This window comes from Olsenella absiana, assembly GCF_036408855.1.
Classification (GTDB): Bacteria; Actinomycetota; Coriobacteriia; order Coriobacteriales; family Atopobiaceae; genus Olsenella_K; species Olsenella_K absiana.
On the sequence record NZ_JAZGJQ010000006.1, the window covers coordinates 81,098 to 94,280 of the forward strand.

The window sequence follows — 13,183 nt, forward strand, 5'->3', positions numbered from 1 at the left end:
AAGGGCGCACGCCCTTGCGCAGACGGTCGGCGCGGTCCCCTATGACTCCGCCTGGGGCGCCTCGCCCGTCTCGAGGACGCGCACGAGCGCCGCCTCGTCCAGTACGGGCACGCCGAGCTGCTCGGCCTTGGCGAGCTTCGAGCCGGCCGCCGCACCGGCGACGACGAAGCTCGTCCTCTTGGAGACGGACCCCGACACCTTCGCGCCGAGCTCCTTCAGCCTGGCGCCCGCCTCGGTCCTGGTGAAGCCCTCGAGGGTCCCCGTCAGCACGAAGGTGAGGCCGGCCAGCGACTGGGGCCGCTCCGGCTCGGCGCCGAAGCCCTCCTCCTCGAGCGAGACGCCCGCCTCGCGCAGGCGCTCCAGGACGCGCACGTTCTCCGGCACCGCGAGGAACTGGCAGACGCTGTGAGCGATCTTGGGTCCGATGCCCGCGATCTGCGAGATGCCCTCCTCGTCCGCCTCCATCAGGCGCTCGAGCGAGCCGTAGCTGTCCGCCAGGAGCTTGGCCACGTTGGCGCCCACGTGGCGGATGCCCAGCCCGAAGAGGACCCGCGAGAGGCCCGCGGAGCGCGAGCGCGCTATCTGCTCCATGATCTTGGACGCGATGGTCTCCCCCACGCGGATGTGGTCTCCCTCGGCGTGGTCGCGACCGGACGTCTCGTAGATGCGGCCGGTGTCCACCTGGGCGAGCTGCTCGGCCGTGAGCCTGTCGTAGTAGTCCGCCACGTCGCGCAGGAGCCCCTGGTCGACCATCCTGCCCACGATCTCCTCGCCGAGGCCGTCGATGTCGAGGGCGTTGCGGCTCCCCCAGTGGATGAGACGCTCGACGGCCTGGGCCGGGCAGTCGATCGAGACGCAGCGGTAGGCGACCTCACCCTCCTCGCGGATGACGGGGCTTCCGCAGCTCGGGCAGGTCGTGGGCATCTGCCAGACTGGGCGCGCCTCGTGCGCGGCGCCCAGCTCTCCCTCCGTGACGGGGCCGACCACCTCGGGGATCACGTCGCCGGCCTTGTGGACCACGACCGTGTCGCCCTCGCGGACGTCGCGGCGGTGGACCTCGTCGATGTTGTGCAACGTCGCGCGCGCGATGGTGGAGCCCGCGACCGTGACCGGGTCGAACTCCGCGACCGGCGTGAGGACGCCGGTGCGCCCCACCTGCACGCGAATCTCGCGCAGGACGGTGCGGCGCTCCTCCGGCGGAAACTTGAAGGCGATGGCCCAGCGCGGCGCGCGAGCCGTGAAGCCGAGCGCCCCCTGCGAGGCGAAGGAGTCGACCTTCACGACCACGCCGTCGATGTCGTAGTCCAGATCCTCGCGGTGCGCGAGTGCGTCGGCGCAATAGGCGTGCACCGCGGCCGAGTCGGTCACGCGGCGCGCGTGGGGGTTCACGGAGAAGCCGCAGTCGCGCAGCCAGTCGAGGAAGGCCTTCTGCGTGGCGACCGCCAGCGGCTCCTCGTCCGCGACCGCGTAGATGAAGGTCTCCAGGTCGCGCGCGCGCGTGACGGAGGCGTCCTTCTGGCGCAGGCTGCCAGCGGCGGCGTTCCTGGGGTTTGCGAAGGGGGGCCTCCCCGCCGCGTCGTTCTGCTCGTTCAGGCGAACGAAGGAGTGCTTGGGCATGTAGACCTCGCCGCGGACCTCCACGTCCAGCCCGAAGCCACCGTCGCGGACGCGCTCGAGGCCCGCGCGGGCGAGCGTGCGCGGGATGTCCGAGATCGTGAGGGCGTTGGCCGTCACGTCCTCGCCCGTCGTGCCGTCGCCGCGGGTCGCGGCGCGCAGCAGCCGCCCGTCGCGATAGGTGAGCGCGATGCCGAGGCCGTCGATCTTGAGCTCGCAGGTGTAGGCGACGGGGTGCTCCGGCGTGGACCCGAGCGCCTCGTCGGTGCGCTCCAGCCACTCGTCGAGCTCCTCGAGGTTCATTGCGTCGTCGATGGAGTACATCCGCTGGGCGTGGCGCACCGGCGCGAACTGCGAGCCCACGTAGCCGCCCACGCGCTGGGTGTAGGAGTCCGGCACCACAAGCTCGGGGTGCGCCGCCTCGATCGCCTGGAGCTCCGTGAGGTAACGGTCGAACTGCGCGTCCGTTATCTCCGGGTCGTCGAGGGCGTAGTAGCGGTAGGCGTGGTAGTCGAGAAGGGCGCGCAGCTCGCGGGCCCTCGCCGCGGGGTCGGTGGCGTGGGTGTCCGCCGGGCGCGCGGGAAGGTGCGGCGCCTCGGGCGCGTCTGGCGGCACGGCCGCAGACTCCCTTGCCCCCTCCGCGCCGTGCGCGGTCGCTCCCGCGGGGCCTCCGAAGAGTGACAGCTGGTCCTCCGTGCCCGCCGATCCCGCCGTTGCCTCAGTGTCCGCCATGCGCGCTCCTTCGCTCCCGGTTTTCGCATCGCACATTATCGCACGAGCGGGACGGGAGGCGCCGGACGCGCGGGCCCCGAAGGAAGGGGGGCGCCGTCGCGTACGTTCGCGACGGCGCCCCCGAGGCGCGTCCTTGTGGCGAGAGGCGGGCGTATGGGCGTCCGGGGCACAGGGCCCCACGGGCACGCCCGGGGTGGCCCGCCCGGCGTGCCGGACCCTGCCTAGCCCTCCTGGGCGAGCGCGTGCAGGTCGTCCTTCTCGAAGCGCACGAAGGCGTGGTCGCCCACCTGGTACTCGTGCTTGTTCTTGGGGTTGAACTCCGTGATCTTCACGACGTGGTCCCCGCAGCGCACGTGGTAGTTCTGGTAGTGGCCCATGAAGCGGGACAGGACGACCTCGCAGGGGAGCTTGCCCTCGTCCGCGAGGTGGGCGGCCTCGGGGCGCAGCACCAGGGTCACCTTGCTGCCGGCTTCGAGGTCGCCGACGCCGGCGACCTCGATCTCCTGGCCCTCGACCAGGGCGACGCCCTCGTCGCCGGACTTGCCCGCGAGGGTCCCGTGCAGGAAGTTCGCCTCGCCGATGAAGTCCGCCACGAACTCGTCCACGGGGTGGTAGTAGATCGTCTTGGGGTCCGCGACCTGGTCGACGAGGCCCTTCTTCATCACGATGATGCGGTCGGAGATGGCCATGGCCTCGGACTGGTCATGCGTGACGTAGATGGCGGTGATGCCGGCCTCCTGCTGGATGCGACGGATCTCGGTGCGCATGTCCACGCGGAGCTTGGCGTCGAGGTTGGAGAGCGGCTCGTCGAACAGCAGGACGCCCGGCTCGATGACCAGCGCGCGCGCCAGGGCGACGCGCTGCTGCTGGCCACCGGAGAGCTGGTTGGTCATGCGGTCCTCCATGCCCTCCAGGCCGACGAGCTTGAGGATGCTCTTGACCTTCTCGTCCATCGTCGCCTTGTCCATCTTGCGGAGCTTCAGGCCGTAGGCGACGTTGTCGTAGATGTTGTAGTGCGGCAGCAGGGCATAGCTCTGGAAGACCATGGCGGTGTCGCGCTTGTTGGGCGTGAGCTCGTTGACCGGCTCGCCACCGATGTAGACCTCGCCCTCGTCCGGGCTCTCGAAGCCGGCGATCATGCGCAGGATGGTGGTCTTGCCGCAGCCGGACGGCCCGAGCAGGGTCACGAACTCCCCCGGCTCGATCTCGATGTTCGCATCGTGGACGGCGTAGAAGTCCTTGCCCGTCTTGGGGTCCTTGTAGATCTTGCTCAGGTGCTCCAGGCGGACACCCTTCTTCTGGTCAGACATGTGGCTACTCCTTCGAGGTCTTGGCGCTCGTGCCGAAGCGCTTGATGAAGAGGTTCATGAGGAGGACGGACGCGTACGTGATCGCGATCAGGATCGTGGAGAAGGCGCATGCCACGCCGTAGTCGCCCTTGCCGGCGAACTCGTTGATCTGCACCGTGATGAGGAAGAACTGGGGCGTCACGAGCAGGATGACCGCCGAGATGGCCGTGATGGAGCGCACGAACGTGGTCACGAGGCCGGAGAGAAACGAGTCCTTGATCAGGGGCAGCGTCACGGTCATGAACACCTGGAAGCTGTTGGCGCCCATGTCGTAGGCGGACTCCTCGATGGACTTGTCGATCTGGCGGAGCGCCGAGATGCCCGAGCGCGTGCCCGTGGGCAGCGAGCGGACGATGAAGACCACGACGAGGATCGCCGCGGAGCCGTAGAAGGCCTGCATGAAGCCCGTGTGGAAGACGCCGGAGGCGAAGCCGCGGATGTAGCCGACGCCCAGGACGGTGCCGGGCACGGCCATCGCGAGCATCGAGACGGCCTCGATGAAGCCCTTGCCGTGGAAGGTCCTCTTGACCACCAGGTAGGAGATGATCATGGAGAGCAGCGCGGTGATGGGGCTGGCGATGAGCGAGAGCAGGAAGGAGTCGCGGAAGGCCTGCAGGCCGTGGTAGCGGGTGAAGACCAGCTGGAACCACTTGAGGGTCAGCGAGTAGTCGCGGCCCCAGGTCTTGAAGAGGGCGCCGAGGGGGACGCAGACGTACATGGCGCACACGAAGACGGCCACGGCGCCGCACAGGACGGACAGCGGAATCCTCACGGAGCTGTCCGTGATGAGCATGCGGGCGCGGCTCGCCTTGCCGGTGAGCGTGGAGGTGCTCTTGGCCTCGAGGACGTACTTCTGGACGATGAACATCACGAGCGTGATGCACAGCAGCACGACGGCCATCGCGGACGCGCCCTGCTTGTCGTAGGCGCCGGTGATCTGCAGGTAGATCGTGGTGGCGAGCGTGTCGTAGGAGCCGCCGATGATCATGGGGTTAGCGAAGTCGGCGATCGACTCGATGAAGGTCACGAGGAAGGCGTTGCCCAGGCCCGGCAGGATCAGCGGCCAGGTGACGCTCGTGAAGACCTTCCACCTGGAGGCGCCCATGTCGCGCGCGGCCTCCTCCAGCGACGGATCGATGTTCTTGAGCAGGCCCTTCATCATCATGTAGCACACCGGGAAGAACGTGAGCGTCTGGACGACGAAGATGCCCCAGTAGCCGTACACGTTGTTGTCGGGGATGCCGAGCAGCCCGCGGGTGATGATGCCCATCTTGCCGAAGAGCAGGATCATCGAGAGGGACAGGACGAACGGCGGGGAGACGACGGGCAGCATCGAGACCACCTTGAAGAGCCCCGACATGAACCTGGTCTTGAGCTGGACGTACACCTCGACGTAGGCGAAGAGCAGCCCCACGAGGGTCGAGACCACGCTCACGAGCAGGCCCACCTTCAGGGTGTTGGTGATCGCCGTCTGGAACGACGGCATGGCCAGCACGCGCTGGAAGACCGACAGGGATATCCCCTGGTCGGTGATCACGCTGTCGACCAGGAGGATCGCCAGGGGATAGAGGATGAACAGGGTGAGGAAGGCGATCAGGAGAACGATGGTCGTGACCATGATCGGGTCGGCCATGAACTTCTGCCTGTCGAGCTTCGCGCTTTGCTGTGATGCCATGGGCAGCCCCCCTAGAGGCTCTCTTGCAGAAACGGGGGACGGCGGCCTCGGCCCCCGTCCCCCGCTCGGTTGGATGTGCAGGCTACTCGGTCTTGAAGCGGTCGTCGCCGCCGCCGAGCGCGTTCATCACGTCCTGGACGTACTGCTCGGTATGCTCCTTCGCGTCCTCGAAGTCGTAGTCCATCACGTTGTTGGGGTCGAGGCCGTACTCGGTCGCGACCGCGGGCTGGGTGGCGTCGTCGATCACGAGGAACTGGTAGGAGCCATTGTCGGCACCGAGGTTCACGCACTCGGGCGACAGCGCGTACTCGACCCAGAGCTTGGCGGCGTTGCCGTGCTTGCAGCCCTTGAAGATGGCGGTGGCGCCGACCTCGTAGGAGGCGCCGGAGCTCGGGATCACGAGACCCACGTTGTCGTAGCCCTTGTCGACGATCTGGTAGATGCCGTCGTGCAGCATGCCGAGGCCGATCGTGCACTCGCCGATGCCGATGGACTTGGAGGGGCCGGAGCCGGACTTGGTGTACTGCGCGATGTTCTTGTCGAGGTCGACGAGGTACTGGACGCCCTGGTCGTGGCCGTACTTCTGGATGACGGTGTTGATGATGAGCTTGGCCGTGCCGGAGGTGTTGTAGTTGGACGACCAGATGAGGCCCTGGTACTTGGGGTCGGTAAGGTCGGCGTAGTCGGCGGGCGCGTCGAGCTTCAGGCGCTCGAGCTCGTCCTTGTTGTACATGAAGCCGAGGATGCCCTTGTAGATGCCGTACCAGTCGTCGTTGGTGCTCTTGAACTTCTCGTCGATCAGGTGGCTCGCGTTGTTGGCCTTGTAGACCTCGAGCAGGCCCTTGCCGGAGGCGACGTTGTAGGGGTCGGTGGTGCCGCCGAACCAGACGTCACCGGAGGGGTTGCCGTTCTCCTCCTCGATCTTGGCCTCCACCTCGCCGGTGGAGAGGCGCTGGTAGCTCGTCTTGATGCCGAAGAGCTCCTGGAAGTGCCCGGTCACAGCGGCGAGGTACTCCTCCTCGCAGGAGCCGTAGACGACGAGCTCGCCATCGTCCTTGGCGGACTTGATCATGTCGTCGGACGCGACGCGCGAGAGGTCCGCGCTGTCCGATCCGGAGCCTCCGTCAGAAGATCCGGAGCCGCCGCAGCCAGCCAGGGCAAGACCTGCAGCCGCGGTAGCCGTCGCGCCGAGAAAACCCCTACGAGAAAGATTCGTCATGGTGTCCCCCATCATCCGCACCCGCCCCATGCGGGCGCCCTACGATTTTAATAGAAGTATTCTCGTTTTGAAACTTAAGGCTATATTCGCCCAGCGGCCGCCCTGGGTCAGTATCGGTCGCAGGGGGCGGGCGCCGGGGGCATCGTGTTAGTATCTAATCTTCAGAGAGGGTCTCGCGCGGGCTCCGATGACGCCGGCCCCTCGGAGCCGGAGGTGGCCATGGCACGAAGGATCAAGGTCTCGGAGACGACGCGCGAGCAGCGCATCCGCATCGTGGCGGAGGCGCTCTCCTTCGGGGACGACTGCGGCGACTGCTCGCTCGACTCCTGCGGCATAGACAGGTTCTATGCCCCCTACATCGAGGGCGAGTGCGAGCTCAGCGAGCTCAACGCGAGAAGGGCGTCCACGGGCTACGTCACCGGCGGACGTGCCGACGAGGGCGGCCCCTCCTGCCTCATGCAGTGACGTGCAGCCGGGACGCGGGACGGCTCTCCGCCGCCCGGCGCCGGACGTGCCTGCACCACCCCTTGCCGGCGCTACCCCCTCGAACGCTTGCGGTCGGCGGAGAGTATCTCTATGCGCTGCCCGTCGGGGTCCACTATGAAGTAGAGGCCCATCCTGGGGTTCTCGGTGTCGATGCACCCCATGCTGGCGTGCAGGCGATGCGCGGCCTCGATGTCGTCCACCTCGAACGCGATGTGGGTGTCGCGCCCTCCGTTGTCGTAGGGCTCGGTACGCCCGCGGTTCCACGTGAGCTCGAGCTCGACGGGCGACGCGTCGTTCACCATGAACGTGTTGGTCCACGACCCGTCCTCCGGTCCCACCTCGTGGTCCACGTGGAAGCCCAGCGCCCGCTCGTAGAACGCGATCGTGGCCTCCTTGTCCAGGACGTGCGTGCACCTGTGCAGGAACCTCGCCCGCATGGCAGGCCTCCCCTCCTCGCGCGCGGCCTCCCAGCCTCGCAGCTCCAACCGTTGAGGGGGAGTCTAGACCATCGGCCCGACCGCCGCAAAGCCCCCGTTGCATTCGCCCGACTTCCTGTTATCCTTGCCAATAGTTCGATATATGTCGATATGTGGAGGTAACGATGAGCAGGATAGCCATATACGACCGCGCCATGTGCTGCCCGACGGGGGTCTGCGGCCCCGGGGTGGACCCCGAGCTCCTGAGGATCACAGGCGTGCTCGACCGGCTCTCGCACGCCGGCGTCTCGGTGGAGCGCCACTACCTCTCCCAGGATCCCAAGGCCTTTGCGGAAAACCCCGAGATCGTGTCCCTCCTCAAGGAGGAGGGGGCGGACGCGCTCCCCATCGCCTACATAGACGGCAGGCTCGTCTCCAAGGGCGCCTACCCCTCGAACGACACCATCGGCGAGGCCCTCGGCATCGACCTCGGCGCCGCGGAGGCACAGGGCACAGAGGGCGGGGAGCACGGGTGCTGCTGCGGCGGTGACGGCTGCTGCGGGGGCGAGCACGAGAAGGACGGCTGCTGCTGCGGCGGTGACGGCTGCTGCGGGGGCGAGCACGAGAAGGACGGCTGCTGCTGCGGTGACGGCTGCTGCGGTGACGGCCGCTGCGGTGACGGCTGCTGCTGCGGGGGCGAGTCGGGATGCTGCTAGGGGACGACCCGACGACGCCGGGCGCGCGGCGCAGGCCACTCGACGCCCGCGACCTCGACGCCTTCCAGTACCTCTTCTTCACGGGCAAGGGAGGCGTCGGCAAGACGAGCGTCTCCTGCGCCGTCGCGACGGCGCTCGCGGACTCCGGGGAGCGCGTCCTTCTCGTCACGACCGACCCGGCGTCCAACCTCGGGGACGTCTTTGGGCAGCAGGTCGGGCGCGACCCCGTCCCCGCCCGCGACGTCCCCGGGCTCTGGCTCGAGGAGGTGGACCCCGTGCGCGAGGCGGCGGCCTACCGCGAGCGCGTGGTGGGGCCCTACAGAGGGATCCTTCCGGACGACGCGATCGCGAACATCGAGGAGCAGCTGTCGGGCTCCTGCACGGTGGAGATAGCCGCCTTCGACCGATTCGCGTGCCTGCTCGCCGACGAGGACGTCGCGAGCACCTACGACCACATCGTGTTCGACACGGCGCCGACCGGCCACACGCTGAGGATGCTCGAGCTGCCGAGCGCATGGACCTCGTTCCTCGACGAGAACACGACCGGCACCTCCTGCCTGGGGCAGCTGTCCGGCCTGGGCGACAGGCGCACGGACTACCGACGCGCCATGGACGTGCTCAAGGACGAGAGCCGCTGCGCGCTCGTGCTCGTCTCGCGTCCGCAGCGGCTCTCGCTCGGTGAGGCGGCACGCTCCGCCCGCGAGCTCGGCGACTTCGGGATCCGTACGCGAATGCTCGTCGTGAACGGCTGCATCGAGGAGCCCGCGGACGAGACCGCGCGTGCCATGGCGGCCTCTCAGCGCGACGCGCTCGACCGGCTGCCGGAGGGGCTCCGCGACGTGGAGCGCCGCTGGGTCCCCCTCCGGGCCTTCGACGTCACTGGCGCGAGCAGCCTGCGCCGCCTCCTCTCCCCCGTCGACGCACCGTCCTACGAGGGCGGTTCGGCGGCGGTGCCGGCGTCTGCGACGGACGCGACGCAGACGGTCCCGTCGGAGCGCGCGCACGCCGCTCGACCGCAGCTCGCAAGCCTCGCCGACCTCACCTCCGACCTGCTCGCACGCGGTGTGCGCGTGGTGCTCACCATGGGCAAGGGCGGCGTCGGCAAGACGAGCGTCGCCGTCGAGGTGGCGCGCCGTCTCGCGGCAGCGGGAGAGCGCGTGCGACTCACCACGACCGACCCGGCCGACCACATCGCCGCCTTCGACCTCGAGGGGCTCGAGGTCTCCCACATCGACGAGGCCGCCGAGCTCGCGCGCTACAAGGAGGAGGTGCTCGCCAAGGCCCGCGAGACCATGGGGGCCGACGACCTCGCATACGTCGAGGAAGACCTCCGCTCGCCCTGCACCCAGGAGATCGCCACCTTCCGGGCGTTCGCGCGCATCGTCGAGCGCGCCGACGAGGAGACCGTCGTCGTGGACACGGCCCCGACCGGCCACACGCTGCTCCTGCTGGGGAGCGCCCAGAGCCTCGCCAAGCAGATCGAGCACACCGGAGGGGACGTCCCCCAGAGCGTCGTCGACCTCCTGCCCCGCCTGCGCGACCCGGCGCAGACGCAGATCGTCGTCGTGACGCTGCCGGAGGACACGCCCGTGCGGGAGGCGACGCGGCTGGTCGCCGACCTCGACCGCGCACGGATCCCGCACGGCTGGTGGGTCGTGAACCAGTGCCTCTCCCTCACGCAGACGTCCGACCCCGTGCTCGCCGCCCGCGCCGCGGCCGAGGCCCCCTGGGTCGAGCGGGCCCGGGAGCTCTCGGCCGGAAGGCTCGTCGGCATCCCCTGGGACGCCAGCGGCAAGGTCGGCTAGGGTCCCCCGGCTACGCCTCCACCTCGGCGGCGTAGCCGGCGTCCTTCACGGCCGCCACGAGCTGGTCGTCCTTCACGAGCAGGCCTGCGTCCAGCGTGGCCTCGCCCTTGTCGAGCGATACGGCCACGTTGCTCACGCCCCTGACGCCCGAAAGCGCCTCGGTCACGTGCGCCACGCAGTGCTCGCACATCATTCCCTCCACCTTGAGCTTGACGGACCTCATGTCGATCTCTCCCTTCTTGGCGGGGCCGGACGTGGCCCCGTGGCCACCCGTGGTCCTGGACCCCTCTGAATCCCCATCCTGTGCCTGGGCGCCCTCCTGGGCCTGCGCCCCGGCGGGCGCCTTTCCGGCCTGGGTGAGCGCGGGCTCCGCGCCCCCGGCCGGCTGCCCGGCGGCGCTCGGCTCGCTCGGCCTCCAGCCGCGCAGGCGCAGCGCGTTGCTCACCACGAACACGCTGGAGAAGCCCATCGCCGCCGCGCCGATCATCGGGTTGAGCGTGACGCCCCAGGGCGCGAGCACGCCGACGGCGACGGGTATGCAGATGACGTTGTAGAACAGCGCCCAGAACAGGTTCTGCTTGATGTTGCGCATGGTCGCGCGGCTGAGCTCGATGGCGGTCGCGACGTCGGCCGGGTCGGAGTGCTGCAGCACGACGTCCGCCGAGGACTTCGCGACGTCCGTGCCCGCCCCGATGGCGATGCCGACCTCGGCGCGCGCCAGCGCCGGGGCGTCGTTGATGCCGTCGCCGACCATGGCCACGACCTCGCCGGCCTCCTGCAGGCGCCTGACCTCCCCCTCCTTCTGGTCGGGCAGGACGCCGGCTATGACCTCGTCGACGCCGACCTGGCGCGCGACCGCGCGGGCGGTCTTTGCCTGGTCGCCCGTGAGCAGCAACGTCCTCACGCCCATGGAGCGCAGGCGCTCGATGGCGCGCCGGCTCGTGGGCTTGACCACGTCGGCGACGCCGATCACGCCGAGGGGACGGCCGTCCGCGGCGAAGTAGAGCGGGGTCTTGGCGTCCGCGGCCATGCGGTCGGCCGCGGCCTGGAGGGCGGAGATGTCCACGCCGCGCTGGCCCATCAGGCGGGCGTTACCGGCGAGCACGTGGTAGCCCGCGACGGTGCCGGCCAGGCCGCCGCCCGCGACCTGCTCGAAGTCCTCGACGTCCGCCTCGTCCGCGACGTCGCTCTCCGCGGCATAGCCCACGACGGCCCTGGCGAGCGGATGCTCGCTCTTGCGCTCGAGGGCGGAGGCGAGGCCGACGAGCTCGTCTGCCTCGACGCCGGGGGCGAGCTCGACGTCGGTCACGCGGGGGGCGCCCTCGGTGATGGTGCCGGTCTTGTCCAGCACGACGGTGGTGACCTTGCAGGCCGTCTCGAGCGAGGTCGCGTCCTTGATCAGGATGCCGTTCTTGGCCCCACGGCCGGTGCCGACCATGATCGCCGTGGGGGTCGCGAGGCCGAGCGCGCAGGGGCAGCTGATGACCAGCACGCTGATGGCGTGGGTCAGCGCCAGCGCGACGTCGCCGGGGGCGAGCAGGGCGACCCAGGCCACGAAGGTGGCCGCGGCAATCGCAAGGACGACGGGCACGAAGACGGCGGCGATCCTGTCGGCGAAGCGCTCGATCGGGGCCTTGGAGCTCGTGGCCTCGTCCACAAGGCGGATGATGCCGGCCAGCGCGGTGTCGTCGCCGACGGCGCAGGCGCGCATCCTGAACCAGCCGCCGCGGGTGACGGTCGCACCCGTGACCTTGTCGCCCGCGACCTTCTCGACGGGGATGGGCTCGCCGGTGATGGCGGACTCGTCGATCGCGGCGGTGCCCTCGGTGACGACGCCGTCGACGGGCACGGACTCGCCGGTGCGCACCACGAGGGTGTCGCCGACGACGACCTCGTCGGTGGGGACGACGAGCTCGGCCCCGTCGCGGACGACCGTCGCCTGCTTGGGGGCGAGGTTCATGAGGTCGCTGATGGCGTCGGTGGTCTTGAGCTTGGCGCGCGCCTCGAAGTACTTTCCGAGCGTGATGAGGGCCAAGATCATGCCCGCCGAGTCGAAGTACAGGTTGTGCATGTCGGCGTGCGCGGCCTCGAGGTCGCCCGCGCCCAGCGCGAGAGCCATGCCGTAGAGCATCACGACGGACCAGGCGAACGACGCGCCCGAGCCCACGGCGATCAAGGAGTCCATGTTGGGCGAGAGGTGCGCCAGGGTGCGGAAGCCCGTCACGAAGTAGTGCCGGTTGGTGAGGATCACGAGCGACGCGAGGACGAACTGGGTGAATGCGTCGGCCATCATCCCCTGCATGCCCGAGAGGCCCGGGACCTCCGGCCAGCCGAGCATGGGGCCCATGGCGAGGTAGAACAGCGGGACCGAGAAGACCGCGGAGGCCACGAGCTGGCGGAGCTTCTCGTCGAGCGCCTTGCAGGCGCTGGCCTGCGAGGCGTTCTCGGCACTCTCGAGCTCGTGGGTGCCGCCCGCGGCAGGGGCAGCCGGGCCGTGGGGGTGGCGCGGGGTCGCGCCGTAGCCGGCCTTCTCGACGGCGGCGACCACGGCGTCCGCCGTGGCGGCCGCCCCGTCGTAGTCGACCTCCATCGAGTTCTTGAGCAGGTTGACGCTTGCCTCGCTCACGCCGTCGACGGCCGAGGCCGCCTTCTGCACGCGCGCGGAGCACGAGGCGCACGTCATCCCCGTGATGTCGAACGTTTCCTTCATCTGCGTGCCCTTCCTTCGTACGTATATACCATAGTGGGGTATGCTAGGTCGCTGCGAGGCCCAAGTCCCGGAGGCGGGCCTGCGCCCGCCTCCGCGCCGGCCCCTCCGCCGACCCCCTACATGAACTTCTTGAAGAGCCTCATGAGCTCGTCTATGACCGCGGTGTCGCCGTCGCGGATGTCCTCCACGACGCAGGTCTCGAGGTGGTCGCGCATGACCTCGCGCGAGATGGCCTTCACCGCGCTCTCCACGGCCGCGAGCTGGGTCAGCACGTCGCCGCAGTAGCGGTCCTCGTCCACCATGGCCTTGATGCCGTTGAGCTGGCCGATCACGCGGTTGCAGCGGCAGGTCACGTCGTGCTTCAGCTCCTCCGAGCGCGGCGTGCGCTTGAGGTGCGCACACGTGGCGCACTCCTTCTTGCCCTCGTCTTCCGCCATCTCTCCCCCTCCTGGGCCTCGTCC

Annotated in this window: 10 protein-coding genes; 3 read left to right on the forward strand and 7 right to left on the reverse strand. The window is 69.2% G+C overall.

Annotated elements, in window-relative coordinates; all coding sequences use genetic code 11:
* Positions 1 to 39 precede the first annotated feature (39 nt).
* From ligA to VXJ25_RS06585, 4 genes are all read right to left on the reverse strand, one after another.
* Positions 40 to 2,346: an NAD-dependent DNA ligase LigA gene (gene ligA, locus VXJ25_RS06570; protein ID WP_330958409.1), complete on the reverse strand. Its 2,307-nt coding sequence runs from the start codon at positions 2,344 to 2,346 to the stop codon at positions 40 to 42.
* 221 nt (positions 2,347 to 2,567) lie between these two features.
* A complete protein-coding gene (locus tag VXJ25_RS06575) occupies positions 2,568 to 3,656 on the reverse strand; it encodes an ABC transporter ATP-binding protein (protein ID WP_330958410.1) in 1,089 nt (362 codons plus the stop codon).
* Positions 3,657 to 3,660: 4 nt separating this feature from the next.
* Complete coding sequence (locus VXJ25_RS06580) at positions 3,661 to 5,370, reverse strand: ABC transporter permease (RefSeq protein ID WP_330958411.1); 1,710 nt, start codon at positions 5,368 to 5,370, stop codon at positions 3,661 to 3,663.
* Positions 5,371 to 5,452: 82 nt separating this feature from the next.
* Positions 5,453 to 6,589: an ABC transporter substrate-binding protein gene (locus tag VXJ25_RS06585; protein WP_330958412.1), complete on the reverse strand. Its 1,137-nt coding sequence runs from the start codon at positions 6,587 to 6,589 to the stop codon at positions 5,453 to 5,455.
* 219 nt (positions 6,590 to 6,808) lie between these two features.
* On the opposite strand from VXJ25_RS06585, the gene VXJ25_RS06590 reads away from it, so the two are divergent.
* On the forward strand, positions 6,809 to 7,054 hold the full coding sequence (locus VXJ25_RS06590) for a hypothetical protein (protein ID WP_330958413.1): 246 nt from the start codon (positions 6,809 to 6,811) through the stop codon (positions 7,052 to 7,054).
* Positions 7,055 to 7,125: 71 nt separating this feature from the next.
* Here VXJ25_RS06590 and VXJ25_RS06595 read toward each other — a convergent pair whose 3' ends face one another.
* Positions 7,126 to 7,512, reverse strand: a complete 387-nt coding sequence (locus VXJ25_RS06595) for a VOC family protein (protein WP_330958414.1) — start codon at positions 7,510 to 7,512, stop codon at positions 7,126 to 7,128.
* Positions 7,513 to 7,676: 164 nt separating this feature from the next.
* Between VXJ25_RS06595 and arsD the strand changes: the two genes are divergently transcribed.
* Positions 7,677 to 8,207 carry an arsenite efflux transporter metallochaperone ArsD gene (arsD, locus tag VXJ25_RS06600; protein ID WP_330958415.1) on the forward strand — a complete coding sequence of 177 codons (531 nt, stop codon included), beginning with the start codon at positions 7,677 to 7,679 and terminating at the stop codon, positions 8,205 to 8,207.
* Entirely contained in the window at positions 8,198 to 10,012 is a 1,815-nt protein-coding gene (gene arsA, locus VXJ25_RS06605; protein ID WP_330958416.1) for an arsenical pump-driving ATPase, read from the forward strand. Before arsD ends, arsA begins: the two co-directional genes overlap by 10 nt.
* Positions 10,013 to 10,022: 10 nt before the next feature.
* Here arsA and VXJ25_RS06610 read toward each other — a convergent pair whose 3' ends face one another.
* Complete coding sequence (locus tag VXJ25_RS06610) at positions 10,023 to 12,722, reverse strand: heavy metal translocating P-type ATPase (RefSeq protein WP_330958417.1); 2,700 nt, start codon at positions 12,720 to 12,722, stop codon at positions 10,023 to 10,025.
* Positions 12,723 to 12,838: 116 nt separating this feature from the next.
* Complete coding sequence (locus VXJ25_RS06615) at positions 12,839 to 13,159, reverse strand: metal-sensing transcriptional repressor (RefSeq protein WP_330958418.1); 321 nt, start codon at positions 13,157 to 13,159, stop codon at positions 12,839 to 12,841.
* Between the last annotated feature and the right edge of the window lie 24 nt (positions 13,160 to 13,183).